This window comes from Enterococcus columbae DSM 7374 = ATCC 51263, from assembly GCF_000406925.1.
Taxonomy (GTDB): domain Bacteria; phylum Bacillota; class Bacilli; order Lactobacillales; family Enterococcaceae; genus Enterococcus_E; species Enterococcus_E columbae.
Genome location: NZ_KE136347.1, coordinates 354,478 through 379,221 on the forward strand (window position 1 = coordinate 354,478; position 24,744 = coordinate 379,221).

Consider the following 24,744-nt stretch of genomic DNA (forward strand, 5'->3'; position numbering starts at 1 on the left):
TGATGGGCAATGCATATGCGAAAGCCGGCGTTGATGTAGAAGCTGGCTATGAAGTGGTAAAGAGAATTCAAAAGCATGTACAAAAAACTGAACGTTTAGGTGTAATGAGTGCTTTAGGCGGCTTTGGCGGTTGCTTTGATCTAAGTGCACTTAAGATTAAAGAGCCTGTCTTGGTTTCTGGAACAGATGGTGTTGGTACCAAATTAATGATTGCGATTCAAGAAGATATGCACGAGACAATTGGGATTGATTGTGTGGCTATGTGTGTAAATGACATTGTTGCCCAAGGTGCGGAGCCGCTATATTTCTTAGACTATATTGCAACGGGGAAAAATATTCCTGAACGTTTAGAAAAAGTTGTAGCCGGTGTTGCTGAAGGGTGTGTGCAGGCGAATGCGGCTTTAATCGGTGGCGAAACCGCTGAGATGCCTGGAATGTATGGGGAAGATGATTATGATTTAGCTGGCTTTGCAGTAGGAATTGCTGAAAAGTCTGCGCTTATTCAAAAAGAAAAGGTTAAAGCTGGGGATGTATTAATCGGCTTACCCTCATCAGGTATTCATTCCAATGGTTATTCACTTGTTCGTAAGGTTTTCTTTGAGCAAAATGATTTTCATGGCGAAACAATATTGCCAGAGCTTAATCAACCCTTAAAAGAGGTCTTATTAACACCAACTAGAATTTATGTCCAAGCCTTGTTACCATTGATTAAGCAAGGGTTAATCAATGGGATTGCGCATATCACTGGCGGTGGCTTTATTGAAAATGTGCCTAGAATGTTTGCGGATAATCTAGCTGCTCAAATTCAAGAGGGGACTTGGCCAAATTTACCAATTTTTGACTGTCTAGAAAAATATGGAAATATTAATCATACAGAAATGTTTGAAATTTTTAATATGGGCTTAGGCATGATTTTAGCTGTTTCACCTGAACAGGTTGACCAAGTGTTGCAGATTTTACAAAGGAATCATGAATCGGCTTATATTATTGGTAAAATGGTCGAAAAAGCAACGACAAGTGTGGAAATTGTGGAGGAAAATAAATGAAGGTGGCAATCTTAGCTTCTGGAAATGGGAGTAACTTTGAAGCTTTAGCGCAGCAATTTCAAGCTGGATTACTTGCAGCTGAGCTAGCCTTTGTTTTTAGTGATCATCATGACGCTTATGTGCTTGAACGGGCGAAACGGTTAAAGGTTCCTTTTTATAGCTTTGAGGTCAAAGAATTTGCGAATAAGCAAGCTTATGAAGAAGCATTGCTAGCACTTTTAGAAAAGGAACAAATTGATCTAATTGTTTTAGCGGGTTATATGCGAATTATCGGTAAAACCCTACTGGCTAAGTTTAGCAATCGGATTATTAATATTCATCCTTCCTTATTGCCGAGTTTTCCTGGACTGCATGGGATTAAGGATGCTTTTGACTATGGGGTAAAGGTCACCGGTGTAACGGTGCATGTCGTTGATGACGGCGTAGACACAGGTCCAATTATTGCACAGGAGCCCGTCATGATTTCACCTATGGATACGTTAGCTACGCTAGAAGAGAAAATTCATCAGGTGGAGCATCGCCTTTATCCAAATGTTTTACGTAAAATCATCAATGAAAAAAATCAATGAAATGGGGAATAAATGTTCATGAAAAGACGTGCCTTACTAAGTGTATCTGACAAAACAGGATTAGTGGAATTTGCTCGCGTATTAGTAGCTGCGGGTATTGAAGTGATTTCGACTGGTGGAACCAAAAAAGTATTAGATGAGCAAAATATTCCAACCATTGGTATTGAAGAGGTAACTGGCTTTCCAGAAATGCTAGATGGTCGGGTTAAAACCTTACATCCAAAAATTCATGGTGGCTTACTTGGTCGTCGCGATCTTGCTAGTCATCTAGAAGCGATGCAAGCACACGAGATTACGCCAATTGATTTTGTGGTGGTCAATTTATATCCGTTTAAAGAAACGATTGTAAAGCCTGATGTAACTGAAGCGGATGCGATTGAAAATATCGATATCGGTGGTCCTAGTATGTTGCGTTCGGCGGCGAAGAATTTTGCTAGTGTTACCGTAATTGTTGATCCAAGTGACTATGACAAGGTAGCTGAAGAAATTAAAGTAACTGGACAGACTAGCCTTGAAACCCGTAAAAGCTTGGCAGCCAAAACTTTTCGTCATACAGCGAGCTATGACGCTTTGATTGCTCAATACTTTAGCCAAATTGTTGGTGAAACCACTCCTGAAAAACTAACGTTGACTTATGATTTACGCCAAACATTGCGTTATGGCGAAAACAGTCATCAACAAGCGTCGTTTTATCGTTCGATCTTACCTAAGGCTTATTCAATGGCCAGCGCTACGCAATTAAATGGTAAAGAATTATCCTATAATAATATCAAAGATGCCGATGCAGCTATTCGGATTATTCGTGAATTTACAGAACCGACTGCTGTTGCTTTAAAACATATGAACCCGTGTGGAATTGGTACAGGACCAACGATTAAAGCAGCGTTTGATCGCTGTTTTGATGCCGATAAAGTTTCTATTTTTGGTGGCATTATCGTCTTAAATCGTCCGGTTGATTTACCGACGGCTGAAGTGATGCGTTCAATTTTCTTAGAATTAATTATTGCCCCAAGCTTTGAAGCGGATGCTTTGGCTTTGCTTGCCCAAAAGAAGAATTTACGGCTTTTAACGCTTGATTTTTCAGAAAAGAATACCGAGGAAGATGAATTTGTTTCTGTATTGGGCGGTTTATTAGTACAAAATCAAGATGTCATCGAAGAAAATCCTGAAAACTGGCAAGTCGTAACAAAACGTCAACCAACTGAAACAGAAATGCAGGCTTTAATTTTTGCGTGGAAAGCAGTGAAGCATGTGAAATCTAATGCTATTCTTTTAGCGAATGAGCACCAAACAGTCGGGGTTGGTGCTGGTCAAATGAATCGGGTAGGTTCTGTGAAAATTGCTGTTGAGCAAGCGAAAGCAGCTGGCAAGCTTGAAGGCGCTGTGATGAGTTCGGATGCATTTTTCCCAATGAGTGATTCAGTTGAATATGCTGCTCAAAATGGGATTCAAGCAATTATTCAACCTGGAGGAAGTATAAAAGATCAAGATTCTATTGATATGGCTGACAAATACGGTATTGCAATGGTGTTTACTAACGTTCGTCATTTTAGACATTAAGAGAGGAATCGACAAATGAAGATATTAGTGATTGGTAGTGGTGGTCGTGAACATGCCATTTGCCGTAAATTATTAGAAGATGCACAGGTTGAAGCGGTCTTTTGCGCGAAAGGCAATCCAGGAATGCTAAAGGATGGCGTTCAGCTAGTTGATATTGCTGAAAATGATCATGAAGCTTTGATTAAATTTGTAAAAAGACAGCAGATTGACTGGACATTTGTTGGACCAGAAATTCCACTTCTAAACGGGATTGTGAATGATTTTCAAGCTGCAGATTTAAAAATCTTTGGTCCAAACCAAGCTGCTGCTATGATTGAAGGGTCAAAAGATTTTGCGAAACAGCTAATGATTGATTATCAAATTCCAACTGCAAAATATCAGACCTTTAGTGACTTTGAAGCGGCGAAAGCCTATGTTTTAGCAAATGGTGCGCCAATTGTCATTAAAGCAGATGGTCTAGCTGCCGGTAAAGGTGTGGTTGTTGCAATGGATGAAACAGAAGCAATTCAAGCCTTAGAAGCCATGTTAGTCAATCACAAGTTTGGTAAAAGCTCAGCTAAGGTGGTCATTGAAGAATTTCTTGAAGGTGAAGAATTCTCCTTGCTTTCTTTTGTTAAAGGCAAACAAGTCTATCCAATGGTGATTGCCCAAGATCACAAACGTATTTTTGATGGGGATAAAGGTCCAAATACTGGTGGAATGGGGGCTTATTCGCCAGTCCCTCAAATTCCAGCTGAAATGGTAGCTGATGCCATTGATCAAATTGTGCAAAAAGCTGCAGATGGTATGGTTGATCGCCAAACGCCATTTACGGGTATTTTATATGCTGGGTTGATTGCAACAGCTGAAGGGCCAAAGGTGATTGAGTTCAATGCGCGATTTGGTGATCCAGAAACTCAAGTGGTGTTACCGCGCTTAAAATCAAGCTTGGCTCAGATTATTGATGATTTACTAAATGATCGCACGCCTCTGATTGAATGGCATGACTTTGCTACCTTAGGCGTTGTTGTCGCAGCACCAGGCTATCCGGATGAGTATCAAAAAGACATTCCTTTACCGGTATTAGCAAATACCGATATCCAGCAAGTCTATTATGCCGGCGTGAAAGAGCAGCAAAATCAGTTATATTCAAATGGTGGTCGGGTCTTTTTGGTGTCAGCGCAAGGGAAAAATCTAGAGGAAGCACAAAAAAACGTTTATGACTATCTCAATAAGCAACAATTAAACGAATTTTATTATCGCAAGGATATTGGCTTCAAAGCATTTAAATAACTATAAAAAATATCGAAGCATACTCTTTTATGCTTCGATATTTTTGTAGAAAACGCTTTACATCAAATAAAAAGTGTTCTAAAATGAACCTTTGGAGGTGTGTAAAATGAAAAAAATTAAATTTGGTACAACTAACGAACAAGTGTCAGCTGTTGTGTTTGGTTGTATGCGCTTAAATAAAGCGAAAGATCCAGTTGAAGTGATTCAAACGGCATATGATCATGGAATTACTTTTATTGACCATGCGGATATTTATGGTGGAGGCGATTGTGAAACGATTTTTGCTGATGCTTTAGCAAAGACTTCAATTAAACGAGAAGATTTATTCATCCAATCAAAATGTGGGATTATTCCAGGAAAGCTATTTGATTTTTCAAAAGAACATATTATTGAAGCGGTAGAAGGTAGTCTAAAACGTTTACGTGTGGATTACTTAGATTCTTTATTATTACATAGACCGGATACTTGGATGGATCCATTTGAAGTGAACGAAGCGTTTGAAGCTTTGCACCAAGCGGGTAAAGTGCGTTATTTTGGTGTAAGCAATCAAAATCCTATGCAAATTGAATTTTTGAAAAAGGGTGTTCAACAACCTTTAGTAGCGAATCAACTACAATTTGGCTTGATGCATACGGGCATGATTGATCAAGAGTTACAAGTGAATATGAAAACACCAGGTAGCTTTGATCATGATGGCGGATTATTGATGTATTCGCGTTTACATGATATGACGATTCAAGCATGGTCACCTTACCAATATGGTTTCTTTGAAGGCGTCTTTATTGGCAATGAGAAATTCCCAGAGTTAAACCAAGCCTTAGAAGAAATGGCTGAAAAATATGGCATTACACCAACTGGCTTAGCGAGTGCCTGGATTTTAAGTCATCCAGCTAATTTCCAAGTAATTGCTGGTACAATGACCCCGAGTCGTATCGTTGAAATTGCGAAAGCTAGCGAGGTGCAATTAAGTAAAGAGGATTGGTATAAACTTTATCTTGCTGCTGGCAATATGCTACCTTAAGAATCTTTTAAGGAATGTTCGGATTTTTACGAACATTCCTTTATTTTTTTATTGATTTACACTAAAATTGCTTGCAATTATAGGTGACTATTCGTTAAACTACTCAATGGTGTTAAGAAAACACTATATTTTGCCTCGTTGAAAGGATGAGAGAGAATGTTTGATATGAAAGTTTTTGATTATGAGGATATTCAACTGATACCAAACAAATGTATTGTAAATAGCCGTTCAGAATGTGATACAACGGTAACTTTAGGAAAGCATCGTTTTAAAATGCCAGTGGTTCCAGCTAATATGCAAACCATTATTGATGAGCCTATTGCGGAATTCTTAGCTGAAAACGGCTATTTTTATATCATGCATCGTTTTGACGAAGAAGCGCGTATACCTTTTATCAAAAAAATGAAGGCTAAAAATTTAATTACCTCAATTTCTGTAGGTGTAAAGGCTGGCGAATATATCTTTATTGAACAGCTTGCTTCTGAAAACTTAGTCCCTGACTATATTACAATTGATATTGCACATGGCCACGCTAATTCAGTTATTGAAATGATTCAACACATTAAACGTTTGTTACCGGATACTTTTGTAATTGCTGGGAATGTTGGTACACCTGAAGCTGTTCGTGAACTTGAAAATGCAGGTGCTGATGCAACCAAAGTTGGAATTGGTCCAGGTAAGGTTTGTATTACCAAAATTAAAACCGGTTTTGGTACAGGCGGTTGGCAGCTTGCTGCTTTGCGTTGGTGTGCTAAGGCCGCACGTAAACCTTTAATTGCTGATGGAGGCATTCGCACACACGGCGATATCGCTAAATCTGTACGTTTTGGGGCAACGATGGTGATGATTGGTTCATTATTTGCCGGCCACGAAGAATCACCTGGTGAGACAAAAGTAGAAAATGGAGTTGTCTATAAGGAATACTTTGGTTCAGCCTCAGAGTTTCAAAAAGGTGAACGTAAAAATGTTGAAGGGAAAAAGATTTGGATTCAACACAAAGGTTCTTTAAAAGATACATTAATTGAAATGCAACAGGATTTACAATCTTCCATCTCTTATGCAGGTGGGAAAGATTTAGAAGCCATTCGTAAAGTGGATTATGTCATCGTGAAAAATTCTATCTTTAATGGCGATACCATCTAATCAAAACATTACAAAAGTAAAGAAGTAGTGAGCGATACTGCTTTGCTAATTTGAAGCTTTAAGATAAAGGTTGAAAAATTTTTATCTTAGGGCTTTTTTTAATTTCTTTTGGTTCAAGGCTTGAAAAATGTTATAATCATTAAACAAAATATTTTTTGAAAGTGGGTGATTAAATGACGATACAACAGTTGAGGTATATGGTTATGGTAGCAGAATGTGGATCAATTACCGAAGCGGCTAAAAAACTTTTTATCTCACAGCCAAGTTTATCCAATGCAATAAAAGAAATTGAAAAAGAAATAGGCATCATCATTTTTGTACGTAGTCGCTTAGGGATTACGCTTACAAAAGAGGGAATGGAGTTTATAGGATATGCTCGTCAAGTCATTCATCAAATGGAATTGCTTGAAGATCGTTATGTTACTTCATTGCCAGCTAAAGTAAAATTTAGTGTTTCAGCACAACATTATACCTTTGCGGAAAATGCTTTTGTTGAATTGGTTAAACAATTTGGTGAGGCAAGATATGAGTTTTATTTCAATACTTGTGACACACATCAAGTACTTGAAGATGTAAAAAATAGAGTAAGTGATTTAGGGATTATTTTTTTATCAGATGAAAATAGAGTGGTAATTCAAAAAATAATTGATCGTATTGCGTAAAATAATGTTTTATGGAAATTTGGTCTGCGTATTTAGAAATGAGTACGTATCAATAAAGGAAATCGAATTGCGGGAAAATCCTAAAGCGAATGAAGCGACCATGTGGTTTTGAAAGAAAGACCAACATAAACGCGGTGAAAACAGAAAAAATTCATACGATGATATATGGTTAAAGCCTAAGTATTATGAAAAATGGATAATCTGCAGCCAAGCTTCGAAAAGAAGAAGGTTCAACGACTATTCCTCGTAAGGGAAGTACACCACAAGCGATGGGTGGTGGAAGTGGTTTCGCCGTACTGGGTTATGCCAACGGATAAGAGATAGTCTGTGCTCGCATGAAAATGTGAGGAGTTCATTAGCGAACCGTATCAAAAGTAGCGTTTTGATATGAACAAACACCTCCGAAAATAGTTTGAAAAGTGACAGTCAAGATCCAAACACATATGGATTTGATCTGTAATACTTTAAAAGAATATGGATACTTGGAGGTTCAGTCAAGGTAATTATGAATCAGTATATTATGCTGAAGAAATGTATAATTCAATGTCAACAGATAAACAAATTCGCATCAGTGATCGAGGCGCGATTGTTAATTTTATGTTAGGTTTAAATGCTTATACTATTTCAAGTGGTATTTTTCCTAAATACTTACACGGGGATGCCATTGTGGCACGTGAATTAGCAGTAGAAGATTGGTTAACGATTGGTTATCTTCAACCCGCTAATCAAGAATTAAGTAAGCTGGCAAACATCTATGTTTCAGAATTACGTAAATATGGAGACGGATACATAGTTTGAAACTATAAAATATTATAAAAAATAAGTCTTACCTTTTTTAGTCAAGTGCTTTTATAATGACTTTAAAGGTGGTGGATGATAAAGTGTCAATCTATATTTTTTATAATTTTGTTATTTATTGTGTTATTAATGCTTTTACACCGGGACCTGGTAATATTTTAGCGATGAATACAGTACTAAGTCATGGTGTCAAAAAAGGTAGACCTTTATTTTTAGGTATTTTTCTAGGATATTATGTCGTGCAATTATCCTGCGCTATATTGATGTATGCGTTGAATACAACTTTACCAGGTTTAATGGAGATACTAAAATATATCGGTGCGGCGTATATTTTATGGCTAACATTTCATATTGTAATTTCTAAACCTAGTCAATCGCAAGATCAAGTGAATGTATCCTTGATGAAGGGCTTTGTCTTACAATTAGTGAATGTTAAAATCTATCTATTTGGTATTTCGGCATTAACAGTTTATGTCGTTCAATATTATCAGTCCTTACCAATGTTTATTATTTTTGAATTATTAATTGCAACTTTTGGAACGGTTGCGACATTGAGTTGGATTTGGATTGGTAATGCTATTCAAAAATTCTATATCCAACATTATCGATTAATCAACATTGTATTAGGTCTAACCTTACTCGAATGTGTTTATAGTATTCTTAAAACATAATCGTATAGAAACAAAAGATAATCACTGTAGCTATTTAGCTATTTTGATTATCTTTTTTTGTTTTTGAAAAAAGCTGTTGGTGATTAAAGAAAGTTATTCAAATCAGAGGAGGGAAATAAATAAAAGGTGTAATTAAATAAAGTCTCAAGCGTAACAGAAAATTTTTTGTTCAATTTTTAACAGATAATAATACTGTATTATTCCCTGATTTAAAAAGCTAGGTAAAACAACGATAAAACGAAAGCGTTTGCTAAATGTGATTTATTTCACGAAAACATCTGTGTTTATCCTGTTTTTTTCGAAAGAATTTTGTGCATAATACTTGTCATTCATAAAAAAAAATGATAGCTTATATTTGTAAACGATTGTATTAGTGATACAGATTAGTTAGGCTGTTACAATTAAAGTAAATTTAAGGAAGTGTGATCAGATGACAAAGAAAACAACAATTGACTTTGAGGCTTTGTTAGAAAAAGTAAATGCTGATTTTCCAACTTATCAAGTACTTGATCAAGATGGAAATGTAGTAAATCCCGACTTAATGCCTGAATTAAGCGATGAAGAATTAGTCGAATTAATGACACGTATGGTGTGGTCTCGTGTATTACATCAACGCTCAACTGCATTAAATAGACAAGGTCGTCTTGGTTTCTATGCGCCAACTGCTGGACAAGAAGCTAGCCAGTTAGCCAGTCATTTTGCTTTTGAAAAAGAAGATGTATTATTACCAGGCTATCGTGATGTCCCACAATTAATTCAACACGGATTACCGTTAAAAGAAGCATTTTTATGGTCACGTGGACATGTTGCAGGAAACCTTTATCCTGAAGAATTGAAAGCATTACCACCTCAAATCATCATCGGAGCGCAATATGTGCAAGCTGCCGGTGTTGCTTTAGGTCTTAAAAAACGTAATAAGAAAAATGTTGTCTTTACCTATACTGGTGATGGAGGTTCTTCACAAGGGGATTTCTATGAAGCAATCAATATTGCCGGAGCTTATAAAGCCAACGCAGTCTTTTACATTCAAAATAATGGATTTGCCATTTCAACTCCTCGCGATAAACAAACCAGTGCAGAAACATTAGCTCAAAAAGCAGTTGCTGCGGGGATTCCAGGTATCCAAGTAGATGGTATGGATCCACTTGCCGTTTATGCGGTATCAAAATTAGCTCGTGATTGGTCAATTGCTGGTAATGGTCCAGTGTTAATTGAAACGTTAACTTATCGTTATGGTCCACATACATTATCTGGTGACGACCCAACACGTTACCGTTCAAAAGAAATGGATGATGAGTGGGAACTAAAAGATCCATTGATTCGTTTCCGTAAATACTTAGAAGCAAAAGGCTTATGGTCTGAAGCGAAAGAAGAAGCGGTAATTGAACAAGCGAAAGAAGACATTAAAGAAGCGATTGCAGAAGCTGACCGTGTTCCAAAACAAAAAGTTTCTGATTTCTTAAAGAGCATGTTTGAAGTTCAACCACAAACAATTAAAGAACAAATTGAATTTTATGAAGCGAAGGAGTCGAAATAATTATGGCACAAAAGACAATGATTCAAGCAATCACTGACGCCTTAGCCTTAGAGTTAGCAAATGATGAGAATGTATTAATTTTTGGTGAAGACGTTGGTAAAAACGGAGGGGTATTCCGTGCGACTGAAGGCCTACAAGAAAAATTTGGTGAAGATCGTGTATTTGATACACCGTTAGCTGAATCTGGAATTGCTGGTATGGCATTTGGTTTAGCTTTAGAAGGTTATCGCCCAGTACCTGAGTTACAATTCTTCGGTTTCGTTTTTGAAGCGATGGATGAAGTTGTTGCACAAATTGCCCGTACTCGTTACCGTATGGGTGGCACACGTAATATGCCAGTGACTATTCGTTCACCATTTGGTGGTGGGGTGCATACGCCAGAATTGCACTCAGATAACTTAGAAGGTTTGATTGCGCAATCACCTGGTATTCGTGTAGTGATTCCTTCAAATCCATATGATGCAAAAGGATTATTAATTGCTTCTATTCGTAGCAATGATCCAGTTGTTTTCTTAGAACATATGAAATTATATCGCTCTTTCCGTGAGGAAGTGCCAGATGAAGCATATGAAGTGCCATTAGATAAAGCAGCAGTTACTCGCGAAGGAAAAGACGTTTCTATCATTACTTATGGTGCGATGGTACGTGAAGCAATTAAAGCAGCTGATAATTTAGCAAAAGAAGGTATTGATGCTGAAATTATCGACTTACGTACAGTGGCTCCATTAGATATTGATACAATTATTGCTTCTGTTGAAAAAACAGGTCGAGTGGTAATCGTTCAAGAAGCGCAACGTCAAGCGGGTGTTGGTGCGATGGTTGCTTCTGAAATTGCAGAACGTGCAATTCTTTCATTAGAAGCACCTATTGGTCGTGTAAGTGCTCCAGATACAGTCTTCCCATTTGGTCAAGCTGAAAATATTTGGTTACCAAATGCTACTGACATTGAAGAAAAAGTGAAAGAAATCGTGAATTTCTAGGCTTAAGAAAGGGAGAAAATCAATGGCATTTCAATTTAAATTACCAGATATTGGTGAAGGTATTGCAGAAGGCGAAATCGTAAAATGGTTCGTTAAAGTCGGCGATACCATCAATGAAGATGATACTTTATTAGAAGTACAAAATGATAAATCAGTGGAAGAAATTCCATCTCCAGTAACCGGTGTGGTAAAAAATATCTTAGTTTCAGAAGGTACAGTAGCTAGTGTTGGTGATGTATTAGTTGAAATTGATGCACCTGGTCACGAAGACAATGCTGCTCCAGCTGCTGCACCAGCTCCTGCTCAAGAAGCAGCACCTACAGCAAATGCAGGTAGCTTCTTCCAATTTAAATTACCGGATATCGGTGAAGGGATTGCAGAAGGTGAAATCGTAAAATGGTTTGTTAAAGTCGGCGATACCATCAATGAAGATGATACTTTATTAGAAGTACAAAATGATAAATCAGTGGAAGAAATTCCATCTCCAGTAACCGGTGTGGTAAAAAATATCTTAGTTTCAGAAGGTACAGTAGCTAGTGTTGGTGATGTATTAGTTGAAATTGATGCACCTGGTCACGAAGACAATGCTGCTCCAGCTGCTGCACCAGCTCCTGCTCAAGAAGCAGCACCTACAGCAAATGCAGGTAGCTTCTTCCAATTTAAATTACCGGATATCGGTGAAGGGATTGCAGAAGGTGAAATCGTAAAATGGTTTGTTAAAGTCGGCGATACCATCAATGAAGATGATACTTTATTAGAAGTACAAAATGATAAATCAGTGGAAGAAATTCCATCTCCAGTAACCGGTGTGGTGAAAAATATCTTAGTTTCAGAAGGTACAGTAGCGACAGTTGGTGATGTGTTAGTTGAAATTGATGCACCTGGTCATAATGGCCCAGCTACTGCGACTGCAAGTGCGCCTAGTGCTGAAACTGCTACACCAGCTTCTCAAGCTCCAGCAACTGTGGTAACTGCAGCTAATCCAAATAAACGTGTATTGGCAATGCCATCTGTTCGTCAATATGCACGTGAAAAAGATGTTGATATCACTTTAGTTACACCAAGTGGAAAAGGTGGACGTGTAATTAAAGCGGATATTGACCAATTCTTAGCTGGTGGTGCTCCTGTACAAGCTGCTGCTGCGACTGCAAGTGCTCCTGTCCAAGAAGTACAAGCAACAACAACTCCAGCAGCTGCTCCAGTAAAAGCACCTGAAGCGAAGAAACCATTTACTTCAAATCTTGCTGAGCTTGAAACACGTGAGAAAATGTCAGCTACACGTAAAGCAATCTCTAAAGCGATGGTTAACAGCAAACATACAGCGCCACATGTTACGTTACATGATGAAGTGGAAGTATCTAAATTATGGGATCAACGTAAGAAATTTAAAGATGTTGCTGCAGCAAATGGTACTAAATTAACCTTCTTACCATATATCGTTAAAGCATTAACTGCAACAGTGAAGAAATATCCTATCTTGAACGCTTCAATTGATGATGCAAGTCAAGAAATTGTCTTCAAACATTATTACAATATCGGTATTGCAACAGATACAGACCATGGTTTATATGTACCGAATGTAAAAGATGCAGATCGCAAAGGCTTGTTTGCTATTGCGGACGAAATTAATGCCAAAGCTAAATTAGCTCATGAAGGCAAATTAGCTGCTGAAGATATGCGAAATGGTTCAATTACCATCAGTAATATTGGTTCTGTTGGTGGTGGTTGGTTCACACCAGTTATTAACTATCCAGAAGTGGCTATTTTAGGTGTCGGTACCATTACCCAACAACCTATTGTCAATGCTGAAGGTGAATTAGCTGTTGGTCGTGTGATGAAATTATCACTAAGCTTTGACCACCGTATTGTTGATGGTGCAACTGCCCAACAAGCGATGAATAATATTAAACGTTTATTAGCTGATCCAGAGCTATTATTAATGGAAGGATGATAGATAAATGGTAGTAGGAGATTTCGCTGTAGAATTAGATACAGTCGTAATTGGAGCTGGACCTGGTGGATATGTAGCTGCAATTCGTGCTGCACAATTAGGTCAAAAAGTTGCCATTATTGAACGTGAATATATCGGTGGGGTATGTTTAAATGTCGGATGTATTCCATCTAAAGCATTGATTGCTGCAGGGCATCATTATCAAGAGTCTTTAGATTCAACGATGTTTGGCGTGAGTGCAGAAAATGTGACTTTAGATTTTGAAAAAACACAAGATTGGAAAGATAATGGCGTTGTTAAAAAATTAACAACTGGTGTCTCTTTCTTACTTAAGAAAAATAAAGTTGAAGTGATTACTGGTTCTGCCTTTTTCGTTGATGACCATACTTTACGTGTAATCAACGATGATGCTGCGCAAACTTATTCATTTAATAATGCAATTGTGGCAACTGGTTCTCGTCCAATCGAAATCAAAGGCTTCAAATTTGGCGGTCGCATTTTAGATTCTACTGGTGGATTGGCATTAAAAGAAGTGCCTAAGAAATTTGTCATCATCGGTGGTGGGGTTATCGGTGCTGAATTAGGGGGCGCTTATGCTAACCTAGGTGCTGAAGTGACTATTTTAGAAGGTTCGCCACAAATCTTGCCAACCTTTGAAAAAGATATGGTGAAACTTGTTGAAGATGACTTTAATAAAAAAGGCATTCAAGTGATTACCAATGCGATGGCTAAAGAAGCAATCGACAATGGTTCATCTGTAACGGTTAAATATGAAGTCGATGGCAAGGAGCAATCAATCGTAGCTGATTATGTGATGGTTACAGTTGGTCGCCGTCCGAATACAGATGACATGGGCTTAGAGCAAGCGGGTGTTGAAATTGGTGAACGTGGTTTAATTCCGGTTGATGCTCAAGGTCGTACCAATGTGAAAAATATCTACGCAATCGGTGACATTGTTCCAGGTGCTGCGCTTGCACATAAAGCAAGTTATGAAGCCAAAATTGCTGCTGAAGCAATCTCTGGTAAGAAAGTGGCAGTTGATTACAAAGCAATGCCTGCTGTAGCCTTTACTGATCCTGAATTGGCAACTGTTGGTATGACTATTGCTGAAGCAAAGGCTGCTGGATTAAAAGCTAAATCATATAAATTCCCATTATCAGGTAATGGTCGTGCTATTTCTTTAGGTAAAACGGAAGGCTTTGTCCGTCTAGTTACTACTGAAGAAGATAATGTCATTATCGGAGCACAGGTTGCTGGTGTGGGTGCAAGTGATATGATTTCTGAATTATCACTGGCTGTTGAATCAGGTATGAATGCCGAAGATATCGCCTTAACGATTCATCCACATCCATCTTTAGGTGAAATTGTGATGGATACTGCTGAATTAGCTTTAGGCTTACCAATTCATATTTAATCTATTTGGTTATCAAAAGAGGAATTCTTAGTGAGTTCCTCTTTTTTTATGTAGCTTTAATCGTTGGACGATTGGTTACTTTGATATTACTTCTTGTGAAAACGCGAACATTATTGACAAAGAAATTTGTCAAAATCAATTGACAAGTTTCTTTGTCAATGTTAGACTATTTATGACAAGAATAGTTGTCATAAATAGAGAATATTCTAACGAGGTGAAAAAGGTGGGATTATCTAATCGTTTAAAGGAATATCGCTCTTCTTTAGGATTAAATCAGACAGAATTAGGTAAATTAGCCGGCGTTTCAAGACAAACGATTAGTCTAATTGAACGTGGTGATTATTCACCTTCTGTTGCCTTGGCTTTAAAGCTAGCTCAGATTTGTGAGGTAAAAGTAGAGGATATCTTTCAATTGAGAGAGGATGAAGAAAGTTGAAAAGTAATTTTGCAAAGAAGCTATGGACGAAGCTATTGTTAGCTGGAGGAATTGGTGGAATCATCGGCGGGATGGTAAGGATTTTAGGTGATCGTTTCATTAAAGCTACTTCTTTTAATCTAGTGGCACTACTTCACTCACTCATCTTTCCTAGTATTATTGTCTTAACTGTTTTTAGTGTGAGTACTTGTCTAATATTAGAGTACTTCTTGAGAAAAATGAAACAACTCTTTTATTTGTTTGATGAATCCGATGATGAGAAAATCGATTGGTTAGAAAATCAATTTGAACGTTACCATATCTATGGTGAGCTTTTAAACTTTCTAGTGATCATTGCCTGTTTACTTATTCTTGCCTTGATTATCTGTTTTGCGAATACAAATCAATTTGTTTTTTCAGTTGTGATTATAGTTATTGAACTATTAGCAATTTCTTGGACAAACCGACTATATCGTCTATTAGCCCAAGTCTTTCCAAGTAAAGCTGAGGTAGATTACACTAAGCAAAATGCAATGGATCAATGGTTAGCTCACAGTGATGAAGGTGAAAAGCAGCTCTATTATCAGAGTAGTTATTATGTATTTTCTAGAATGAATTTAGTTTATGCTTTTGTTTTGCTTGTATTGTTGGTTTCTTTGAATTTTTCGGATAAAGGATTAGTGGCAATGTTTATGGTTAGTGGGTTAACAATAGCTGAAAAAGTGCTTTTTTATCGACATTATCTAAAATTAAGAAAACAAAAAATTAGCTAAATAAAAGGATCGGTCTGCAGCGATAAGAGTGAAAAGCAGTCTGCTGGTTGTTGCTATTTTGTATTTACTGCATATTATTGGTTATTACTATCGATAGTATCAGTTAATAAAATAAAATGAAAATTATCTATTTAAAGTAAGGGGTGTTTATTGTGTTAACGGTGCGAAATTTAACTAAGACTTTTGGTAATTATAAGGCTTTAGATCAACTATCATTTACAATCCAGCCTGGGTCAATTTTAGGCTTAATTGGCCAAAACGGTGCAGGTAAGACCACTACGTTTCGCTTGATTTTGGATTTTATTCAAGCAGATATGGGGACGGTTTTGTGGAATGGGCAGCCAATTGGTGAAGCGGACTATGATAGGATTGGGTATCTTCCTGAAGAACGCGGACTATATCCTAAGCTGACGATTGAAGAGCAATTATTGTTTTTTGCCGAATTACGTGGGAAATCAAGAAAAGAGATTGCGCCACAAATTGATGCTTGGTTAGAAAAATTCCAAGTTAAAGGGAAAAAGACGGATAAAATTCAGACGCTATCCAAAGGGAATCAACAAAAGGTGCAATTGATTGCTACCTTGATTCATCAACCACAATTGGTGATTTTAGATGAACCATTTAGTGGTTTGGATCCGGTGAATGCGCAATTGATGAAAGATGCGATTATTGAGCTACGCAAATTAAATGCCTGTGTGATTTTTTCTAGTCATAATATGGATAATGTCGAACAAATTTGTGATCAATTAATTATGTTAAAAAATGGCAAAACGGTTTTAAATGGAACGGTACAATCGATTCGCGAATCCTTTGGCAAAACACGCCTATATTTACAAGGTGAATCGCTGGATGAAGAGCAACTAAGATTGCATTCAGGGGTAGTAGCCCTTGCTAGACGTGAAGATCAAAGCTTGGTCTTAAAGCTAGCTGATGCTGAGGTTGGTAAAGAAATTTTTTCACTCGTTACACAAAACGGGTACCTGCCTATGTTTAACCAGCAACCGCCGACTTTAGAGGAAATTTTTAAAATGAAAGCAGGTGAAAAGGATGAATAAGTTTTTAATCATTGCGTTAAATGTCTATAAAAAACAAGTGCGTTCTGGAGCGTTTTTGGTGATGATTTTGGCCCCTTTAGTGATGTTTGCCCTTTATTATGGTATGGGAAAATTTATTGACAGCTCTAATGAAATTTCTACCGTTGCTGTCTATGCCAATCAGCCAACCATTGCCCAAAGTGTCCAAAAATTACCTGATTATAAGGTAAAAATAGTGTCGTCAATTGAAAAAGGAAAGCAAGCGCTAGCAGATGAAAAAGTGGATCTTCTTTTGACTATCCATAATCAAGAAAATAATCTTTCGGCTAAGATTTTAAGTCGTGGACAGGTGGATACGACCTTTGAATTTCAATTGAAGGAGCTACTTAATCAAATGCAGTCTCAATTGAAGGCAGCTAGCTTAGGATTAACTAGTGAACAATTTGCACAATTAAAAGCACAGGTACCTTTAACGATTCAAAGAGTACAGTTAAATGACCAAGGAAAGCTAGTGATGAAACATGAGGATGGCAAAATTGTACAGATGATTATCGCATTTGTATGTACGATTTTATTATTTATCTTTGTAATGAATTATGCCAGTGTAATCGCCCAAGAAATTGCTACTGAAAAAGGTAGTCGAATTATGGAAATTATCTTATCTAGCACGAAAGCAACCACGCATTATTATGGTAAAATCTTTGGCGTTTTATTAGTTGGCTTGACCCAAATGATTATCTATATTCCTATTATAATTGCTGCTCTTTATGTGGCGAAGGATAATGCCACGCTCAAACCATTCTTGAGTGGCTTGTCAGCGGGAAATTCATTTAATATAAATATTATTTGGAATACCTTGTTGATTGTTTTATTTATTATTTCTGGTATTTTACAATACGCCGTGTTATCCGCTTTGGCTGGTTCGTTGGTCAATCGTGCAGAAGAAAGCTCAAAAGCGATTATGCCTGTAACTTATTTAGCTTTGATTGGCTATCTGGGTGGGATTACCTTTAGCGTAACCAATATTCAAAATCCAATCTTAAAAGTGACCTCATATATTCCGTTTTGGTCTGCATTTGGTATGCCCATTCGCATTGTCAATGAAGTGGTGAGTTATCCACTAGCGTTGGTTAGTTTAGTCTTAAATATCCTTGTAACTTTCATCGTGATGCGCATCTCTTCTAGAATGTATAAGGCAAATGTCCTTATCTATGATGATAAAGGCGTATTTTCAGCCTTAAAACAATCCTTTAAATTAATGAAAACAGTCAAATAACTATGAAACAATTAACCAATTGCTAAATTCTTTAAAGAAGGGCAATTGGTTTTTATTTTAACTAGGCTTGTTTTTTTATAAACCGTTACGCTTAAGCATTCTTCCAAAACTTTAAATTGCCAGAGGAAGCGTATCTTGTATATAATAAAGAAGAGAAAACTATTTGTTAGAAAAGAGGATTTTATTTGCAAAATTATCAATATCCCATTGATTTACAATGGTCTACTGAAGAAATGATTTGCGTGGTGGAGTTTTGGAGCTGCTTAGAGCAAGCTTATGAAACAGGGATTGACCGTCAAACATTTCTTAATCAATACAAACAATTTAAAACAGTCGTGAAAAGTATCGGTGAAGAAAGACGCTTAGGCAAGGAGTTTGAAGAATTGACCGGCTACTCACTATACCAAACGCTTAAACAAGCACAGCAAACTGATGCTAAACGTTTAAAAATGAAAGGATAAGAATCGTAAATGGATGAATTAGCAACCAAAGTCATTGATATTATTTATGCAGCAGCGATTAAAATTAAAGAGCAGTTGAAAACGAAAAAGCTAGTTGTATCGACAAAATCTAGTCGAACGGATTTTGTTACAAATATAGACACCCAAATCCAAGGTTTTATTATCGATGAGTTTATGAAGGCAAATCGTGGTTATCAAGTCTTAGCTGAAGAGGGAAGTTATAATACCCTTAACGAATTAACCGGCAAGGTGCTGATTATCGATCCAATTGATGGGACAAATAACTTGATTTTAGAGCGCCAGAATTTTTGTATCATGGTTGCCTTATATGAAAATGGTGAGGGTAAATACGGTTTTATTTATGATGTGATGGCGGATAATTTGCTTTGGGGTGGACCGGAAGTAGGGGTTCATTATAATGAAGGAAAAATTCGTTCCGTACCTAATTTACCATTGAGTGAGGGCTTGGTTGGCTTTAATAGTGCGATTTATCGTCGTAATGCTTATCGGGCACATCAGATTGGTGATGAATCATTAGGCGTTAGAATGTCAGGCTGTGCTGGCTATGAATTGATGAATTTAGCTTTAGGGCGAAGAGTCGCTTACATTTCTAATCTACAGCCTTGGGATTATGCGGCAGGCAAGGTGATTTTAGAAACACTCGGCTTAAAAGTAACCAATATTTATGGGAACGCCTTAAAGCTTAAAGATCGAGAATTATTTATTGCTGCCACTCCACTTGCTCATGAACGAATCCTAGAATTAATTGATTCGATTAAATAGTCGATATAGTCAATGATTCTAATGTATTAATTACTTGGCAAATTGGGCTAATCAAAGTGTTTGATGATGTTGCAAATGATTTTTTTACTTAGGATGGTATCATTTTAAGGAGCTGTTTATTATGGGAAATATCGATCATCTAGGCTTATATGTAGCCTTAGCGATGAAAAATTTATATTTTTTAAATGTGCAAATTGAGAATGTAGTATCTGAAGTTCAAAGGCTTGCTAAGCATTTGCGGGTAGAAGAGGTAAGCGCTCAGTTACAAAAATGAACTAGACGCTCTTTTTGGCTATAATTTGTCTAAATAAGCAATTTCTCTTTTTTTTATGAAAATTTTCTGCTATAATTACATTTTGAGTGAAAGTCAATCTGATTTAAAGGAGTCAATTAAATTGAAATATAGAGAAGATATACGCAATATCGCCATTATTGCCCACGTTGACCATGGGAAAACTACGCTTGTTGATGAGCTATTAAAGCAGTCTGATACCCTAGATGCCCGTACGCAATTACAAGAACGTGCGATGGATTCAAACGCTTTGGAAAAAGAACGTGGGATTACGATTTTAGCCAAAAATACAGCTGTTGAATATCAAGGAACCAAAATCAATATCATGGATACACCTGGACACGCCGATTTTGGTGGAGAAGTAGAGCGTATCATGAAAATGGTTGATGGTGTATTGTTAGTTGTCGATGCCTATGAAGGTACCATGCCACAAACGCGTTTTGTATTGAAAAAAGCGCTAGAACAAAAGGTAACACCGATTGTCGTGGTAAATAAAATCGATAAACCATCTGCACGCCCTGAGCATGTGGTCGATGAAGTTTTAGAATTATTTATTGAATTAGGCGCTGACGATGATCAACTAGATTTCCCAGTTGTCTACACTTCAGCTATAAATGGTACTTCAAGTCTTTCAAGTGATCCTGCTGATCAAGAAAAGACAATGGCCCCCGTTTTTGATACGATTTTAGAACATATTCCAGCACCAGTCGATAACTCTGATGAACCACTACAATTTCAAGTTTCATTACTTGATTATAATGAGTATGTTGGTCGTATCGGTATTGGCCGCGTATTCAGAGGAACGATTAAAGTTGGCGATCAGGTTGCCTTGATGAAATTAGATGGTGATGTGAAGAAATTCCGTGTAACGAAGATTTTTGGTTTCTTTGGCTTAAAACGTTTAGAAATTCAAGAAGCAAAAGCCGGCGATTTGATTGCTGTATCTGGAATGGAGGATATCTTCGTTGGGGAAACAGTCACACCGGCTGACCATCAAGAAGCCTTACCAATCTTGCATATTGATGAGCCAACCTTACAAATGACCTTCTTAGTGAATAACTCACCTTTTGCTGGTCGCGAAGGGAAGTTTGTTACTGCGCGTAAAATTGAAGAACGTCTAATGGCACAATTGCAAACCGATGTTTCTTTACGTGTTGACCCAATTGGACCAGATTCATGGATTGTTTCTGGACGTGGGGAATTACACTTGTCTATTTTAATTGAAAATATGCGTCGTGAAGGTTACGAGTTACAGGTATCTCGTCCAGAAGTCATTGAACGTGAAATCGATGGTGTCAAATGTGAACCGTTTGAACGTGTGCAAATTGATACGCCAGAAGAATATATGGGTGCGGTCATTGAATCATTAGGGATGCGTAAAGCTGAGATGCAAGATATGATTAATACAGGAAATGGTCAAGTTCGAATTATCTTCTTGGCACCAGCTCGTGGCTTGATTGGTTATACTACTGAATTCTTATCAATGACACGTGGTTACGGTATTATGCACCATACCTTTGATCAATATCTACCAATGATTCCTGGTCAAATCGGTGGTCGTCATCATGGTGCATTAGTTTCCATTGATACTGGTAAAGCGACAACTTATTCAATCATGAGTATTGAAGAGCGTGGAACCGTATTTGTTGAACCAACAACAGAAGTCTATGAAGGGATGATTGTTGGTGAAAACTCACGCGAAAATGATTTAACAGTTAATATTACAAAGGCAAAACAAATGACTAACGTTCGTTCAGCAACCAAAGATCAAACAGCTGTTATCAAAAAGCCTAGAATTTTAACCTTAGAAGAATCATTGGAATTCTTAAATGATGATGAATACTGTGAAGTAACTCCAGAAAGTATTCGTCTACGTAAACAAATTTTAAATAAAAATGAACGCGAAAAAGCTGCGAAAAAACGTAAACAGGCAGAGCAAGCTTAATTAGTAAACTTTGAAGGAAGAATCAGGTGTCGTTAGACGTGGCTTGATTCTTCCTTTTGTATATTTAAGTGATTTACTTTGTAGTTCATGAGAAAGGAAGAGATTGATGAGTCAACCAACTGTAGAATATTTAAAACAATTAACGGCTATTGCGTCACCAACTGGCTTTACTGATCAAATTATTCAGTATTTACAAAACGAATTACAATCAATGGGCTATGTTGTAAAGAATAGTAATAAAGGTGGCCTGATTGTAACCGTGATAGGTGAAAATCAAACGCAGCATCGTTTTGTTACGGCCCACGTGGATACCTTAGGAGCAATGGTTCGAGCAATCAAGCCAAACGGTCGTTTAAAAATTGATTTAATCGGGGGTTTTACCTATTCTTCGATTGAAGGCGAGAATTGTCTGATTCACTTGGCTGAAAATAACCAAACCATCTCAGGAACGATTTTAATGCATCAGACAAGCGTGCATGTCTATAAGGATGCGAGAACAGCTGAACGAAATCAAGAAAATATGGAAGTGCGTTTAGATGAAAAGGTAAGCACGGCTCAAGAGGTTCAAGATTTAGGCATTCAAGTCGGTGATTTTATCTCTTTTGATGCAAGAACAATTGTTACGCCAAACGGTTTTGTGAAGAGCAGGCATTTAGATGATAAAGTGAGTGCAGCAATCTTGATGAATCAGCTAAGGTTAATCAAGGAAAATCAGCTAACTTTACCTTATACTACCCATTTTGCTTTTAGCACATATGAAGAAGTAGGGCTTGGTATGAATAGTGGTATTCCTAGTGAAACCGTCGAATACTTAGCAGTTGATATGGGTGCGATGGGAGATGATCAACAGACAGATGAATATTCAGTTTCCATCTGTGTCAAAGATGCTTCAGGCCCTTATCATTATGGGTTACGTAAGCATTTGGTACAATTAGCACAGGCTCATCAAATTCCTTATCAATTAGATATTTATCCTTACTATGGTAGCGATGCTTCAGCGGCAATGCGTGCAGGTGCCGAGGTGAAGCATGCCTTATTGGGAGCAGGAATTGAATCAAGTCATGCCTATGAACGTACCCATTTAGAGTCGATTCAAGCAACTGAGGCATTAGTTCATCACTATTTATTTAGTCCTTTAGCTGATTAAGCCTTCGTATTGTGTAATATGGGATTTTAAAATAAGGAAATTGTGCTATAATAAAGGCACTAATGTATTTTAAATGAAAAATATACTTGATTTATGAGATAGATAAGGAGGAAATCACATGGAGATGGTTTCAACAGCCGCAGCGCTTGAATTATTGCAAACAGAAGCAGATAGAATCCGATGTTTGATTTCTAATCAAAAAAATTGTCTGTGTGTCGCTCATTGTAAAGCTTTTGAAGAGGTCGTGGATACGCAAATGTATGGTTTGTCCAGACAAGTAGCTTATGCTATTCAATTAGGTATTTTAGAAAATGCTGTTGGTCAGCAATTGTTAAGTGATCTTGAACGTGATTTAGATCGTTTATATAGTGAAATTTATGATGGAAGTCGTGTCAGTGAACCGGCAAATGAGATTTAAATAAAGTGTAATTAAATAATAGTGATTTTGGGGAAATAACAATTTGGTTGATAGAACTTGTTATTTCCTCCTTTCACTTAGTATGTAGAAAGGAAAAGCTATATCAAAATGATATAGTCGGTTGTTGTAGTGCCTAAAAAAGTAAGAAAAAGACATTTTTTAGACTATAGTTTATTCATCCCTTATTTGATTTTAAATGTTTTAGGACTGATGATGGTATATAGTGCTTCATCTTATTCATTAATTTCTGAAGGCAAAAATCCAATTACTGATGTGGCAAAGCAAGCAGTATTTTTGGTAGTAAGTATTTTCTTAATTGCTTTCTTGTATAAAATGAAATTAGCAGTATTAAAAAATGAAAAGTTTGTCCGGATTTTTGCGGCGATTGTTCTAGGGCTGATGATTATTGCCTTTATATTTCCAAAGGTTAATGGAGCTCACGGTTGGATTCCTTTACCTGGACTTGGAACTATTCAACCGGTTGAATTTTGGAAGTTTGTGATGATTTGGATGCTCTCGGTACAATTTGCCGACCGTCAAACCCAAATTGTTCATCAATTAGGGACAGCTATTCGTGTACCGGTGGCTTTGTGTTTGGCCTCTATTGTGATCTTAGGATTATATCCTGACTTTGGGAATGCGGCAATTATCGGGTTATTGTTAATTGTGATGTTAATGATTAGTGGCGTGAATTATTTGTATGGATATATTGCAGTCATTGGTACGACTGTTTTTAGTATGATCGCTATTTTTATTATTCGGATTACAAATGGTAGTTTTTTACCTAGCCACGTTGCTTCACGTTTTAGAGTGTTTTTAAATCCCTTTAAAGCAGAATATGGAGATGGGCACCAATTAGTTAACGGTTATTATGCCATCTATAATGGAGGGTTATTTGGTTTAGGTTTAGGAAATAGTATTCAGAAAAAAGGCTTTTTAAGCTTTGCTGCTTCAACTGACTTTATCTATGCGATTGTAGTTGAAGAACTAGGATTAATTGGAGCTATTGTGATACTAGGTTTATTATTATTTTTAGTTGGTCGAATTATTTTAATTGGCATACGTTCTAACGACCCATTTAATTCCATGGTTTGTATTGGAATTGGCGCATTGTTTTTAATTCAAATTTTTATTAATCTAGGTGGAATTACCGGTGTGATTCCGTTAACTGGGATTACCTTCCCGTTTTTCAGTCAAGGTGGTTCTAGTTTGATTATGCTATCTGCCTGTGTGGGAGTAGCGATGAATATTAGTGCAGATGAGAAAAGAAAACAATTGATGACTTTGATGTAATTAGCTTAGAAGGCTTGACACATAGTCTCTGGATTAAACGGCATGAGCCAGCTAGTCACTCGACAAATAAGTCAAAGTGCTGGAAAAGTCTTAAAAGTAACGGACTTTTCCATCCCTTTGAAGCTTATTTGCTCGTGCCTAAGCGAGCTGTCTCATAGCCTCTAAATAAACGGCATGAGCCAAGCTGGTTTTCGGCAATAAGCTTGCAGTCGAAAAAGTGTTAACATACACGCACTTTTGTCGCCTGCTACGACTTATTGCTCAAACCAGAACGCTTGTCTCA

General features: G+C 37.2%; 24 protein-coding genes. All 24 read left to right on the forward strand.

Annotated elements, in window-relative coordinates:
- The first annotated feature begins 2 nt into the window (after positions 1 to 2).
- The 24 genes from purM (at position 3) to RK02_RS01835 (ending at position 24,461) form a co-directional block, all read left to right on the forward strand.
- Positions 3 to 1,046, forward strand: a complete 1,044-nt coding sequence (purM, locus tag RK02_RS01725) for a phosphoribosylformylglycinamidine cyclo-ligase (RefSeq protein WP_016182511.1) — start codon at positions 3 to 5, stop codon at positions 1,044 to 1,046.
- The gene (purN, locus tag RK02_RS01730) at positions 1,043 to 1,615 is read left to right on the forward strand and encodes a phosphoribosylglycinamide formyltransferase (protein WP_016182512.1); all 573 of its coding nucleotides are present in this window, start codon (positions 1,043 to 1,045) and stop codon (positions 1,613 to 1,615) included. Before purM ends, purN begins: the two co-directional genes overlap by 4 nt.
- A gap of 18 nt (positions 1,616 to 1,633) precedes the next feature.
- Positions 1,634 to 3,175 (forward strand): bifunctional phosphoribosylaminoimidazolecarboxamide formyltransferase/IMP cyclohydrolase, encoded by a 1,542-nt coding sequence (gene purH / locus RK02_RS01735; RefSeq protein ID WP_016182513.1) that lies wholly within the window; start codon positions 1,634 to 1,636, stop codon positions 3,173 to 3,175.
- A gap of 15 nt (positions 3,176 to 3,190) precedes the next feature.
- Positions 3,191 to 4,447 carry a phosphoribosylamine--glycine ligase gene (purD, locus tag RK02_RS01740; RefSeq protein WP_016182514.1) on the forward strand — a complete coding sequence of 419 codons (1,257 nt, stop codon included), beginning with the start codon at positions 3,191 to 3,193 and terminating at the stop codon, positions 4,445 to 4,447.
- A gap of 106 nt (positions 4,448 to 4,553) precedes the next feature.
- A complete protein-coding gene (locus tag RK02_RS01745; RefSeq protein ID WP_016182515.1) occupies positions 4,554 to 5,468 on the forward strand; it encodes an aldo/keto reductase in 915 nt (304 codons plus the stop codon).
- Positions 5,469 to 5,633: 165 nt separating this feature from the next.
- Positions 5,634 to 6,611, forward strand: coding sequence for a GMP reductase (guaC, locus tag RK02_RS01750; RefSeq protein WP_026231326.1), 978 nt, complete (start codon positions 5,634 to 5,636; stop codon positions 6,609 to 6,611).
- 173 nt (positions 6,612 to 6,784) lie between these two features.
- Complete coding sequence (locus RK02_RS01755; RefSeq protein ID WP_033415303.1) at positions 6,785 to 7,273, forward strand: LysR family transcriptional regulator; 489 nt, start codon at positions 6,785 to 6,787, stop codon at positions 7,271 to 7,273.
- A 543-nt stretch (positions 7,274 to 7,816) separates the two neighbouring features.
- Positions 7,817 to 8,071 (forward strand): hypothetical protein, encoded by a 255-nt coding sequence (locus tag RK02_RS01760; protein ID WP_245555671.1) that lies wholly within the window; start codon positions 7,817 to 7,819, stop codon positions 8,069 to 8,071.
- A gap of 83 nt (positions 8,072 to 8,154) precedes the next feature.
- Positions 8,155 to 8,742: a LysE family transporter gene (locus RK02_RS01765; RefSeq protein ID WP_016182519.1), complete on the forward strand. Its 588-nt coding sequence runs from the start codon at positions 8,155 to 8,157 to the stop codon at positions 8,740 to 8,742.
- A gap of 430 nt (positions 8,743 to 9,172) precedes the next feature.
- Positions 9,173 to 10,279 carry a pyruvate dehydrogenase (acetyl-transferring) E1 component subunit alpha gene (pdhA, locus tag RK02_RS01770; RefSeq protein ID WP_016182520.1) on the forward strand — a complete coding sequence of 369 codons (1,107 nt, stop codon included), beginning with the start codon at positions 9,173 to 9,175 and terminating at the stop codon, positions 10,277 to 10,279.
- Positions 10,280 to 10,281: 2 nt separating this feature from the next.
- Complete coding sequence (locus RK02_RS01775; RefSeq protein ID WP_016182521.1) at positions 10,282 to 11,259, forward strand: alpha-ketoacid dehydrogenase subunit beta; 978 nt, start codon at positions 10,282 to 10,284, stop codon at positions 11,257 to 11,259.
- Positions 11,260 to 11,281: 22 nt separating this feature from the next.
- The gene (locus RK02_RS01780) at positions 11,282 to 13,210 is read left to right on the forward strand and encodes a dihydrolipoyllysine-residue acetyltransferase (RefSeq protein WP_016182522.1); all 1,929 of its coding nucleotides are present in this window, start codon (positions 11,282 to 11,284) and stop codon (positions 13,208 to 13,210) included.
- Positions 13,211 to 13,217: 7 nt separating this feature from the next.
- Entirely contained in the window at positions 13,218 to 14,624 is a 1,407-nt protein-coding gene (gene lpdA, locus RK02_RS01785) for a dihydrolipoyl dehydrogenase (RefSeq protein WP_016182523.1), read from the forward strand.
- 223 nt (positions 14,625 to 14,847) lie between these two features.
- On the forward strand, positions 14,848 to 15,060 hold the full coding sequence (locus tag RK02_RS01790) for a helix-turn-helix transcriptional regulator (protein WP_016182524.1): 213 nt from the start codon (positions 14,848 to 14,850) through the stop codon (positions 15,058 to 15,060).
- A complete protein-coding gene (locus RK02_RS01795) occupies positions 15,057 to 15,812 on the forward strand; it encodes a DUF3169 family protein (protein WP_016182525.1) in 756 nt (251 codons plus the stop codon). Before RK02_RS01790 ends, RK02_RS01795 begins: the two co-directional genes overlap by 4 nt.
- A 152-nt stretch (positions 15,813 to 15,964) precedes the next feature.
- Positions 15,965 to 16,867: an ABC transporter ATP-binding protein gene (locus RK02_RS01800; RefSeq protein ID WP_016182526.1), complete on the forward strand. Its 903-nt coding sequence runs from the start codon at positions 15,965 to 15,967 to the stop codon at positions 16,865 to 16,867.
- The gene (locus tag RK02_RS01805; protein WP_016182527.1) at positions 16,860 to 18,122 is read left to right on the forward strand and encodes an ABC transporter permease; all 1,263 of its coding nucleotides are present in this window, start codon (positions 16,860 to 16,862) and stop codon (positions 18,120 to 18,122) included. Before RK02_RS01800 ends, RK02_RS01805 begins: the two co-directional genes overlap by 8 nt.
- A 185-nt stretch (positions 18,123 to 18,307) precedes the next feature.
- Entirely contained in the window at positions 18,308 to 18,583 is a 276-nt protein-coding gene (locus RK02_RS01810; RefSeq protein WP_016182528.1) for a UPF0223 family protein, read from the forward strand.
- 9 nt (positions 18,584 to 18,592) lie between these two features.
- On the forward strand, positions 18,593 to 19,366 hold the full coding sequence (locus RK02_RS01815) for an inositol monophosphatase family protein (RefSeq protein ID WP_016182529.1): 774 nt from the start codon (positions 18,593 to 18,595) through the stop codon (positions 19,364 to 19,366).
- Positions 19,367 to 19,487: 121 nt separating this feature from the next.
- Positions 19,488 to 19,640 (forward strand): hypothetical protein, encoded by a 153-nt coding sequence (locus RK02_RS12300; RefSeq protein WP_016182530.1) that lies wholly within the window; start codon positions 19,488 to 19,490, stop codon positions 19,638 to 19,640.
- Positions 19,641 to 19,761: 121 nt separating this feature from the next.
- A complete protein-coding gene (typA, locus tag RK02_RS01820) occupies positions 19,762 to 21,603 on the forward strand; it encodes a translational GTPase TypA (RefSeq protein ID WP_016182531.1) in 1,842 nt (613 codons plus the stop codon).
- Between the two features lie 106 nt (positions 21,604 to 21,709).
- Positions 21,710 to 22,750, forward strand: a complete 1,041-nt coding sequence (locus RK02_RS01825; RefSeq protein WP_016182532.1) for a M42 family metallopeptidase — start codon at positions 21,710 to 21,712, stop codon at positions 22,748 to 22,750.
- A gap of 118 nt (positions 22,751 to 22,868) precedes the next feature.
- On the forward strand, positions 22,869 to 23,168 hold the full coding sequence (locus RK02_RS01830; protein ID WP_016182533.1) for a DUF1507 family protein: 300 nt from the start codon (positions 22,869 to 22,871) through the stop codon (positions 23,166 to 23,168).
- A gap of 129 nt (positions 23,169 to 23,297) precedes the next feature.
- On the forward strand, positions 23,298 to 24,461 hold the full coding sequence (locus RK02_RS01835) for an FtsW/RodA/SpoVE family cell cycle protein (RefSeq protein WP_018451621.1): 1,164 nt from the start codon (positions 23,298 to 23,300) through the stop codon (positions 24,459 to 24,461).
- The last annotated feature ends 283 nt before the right edge of the window (positions 24,462 to 24,744 follow it).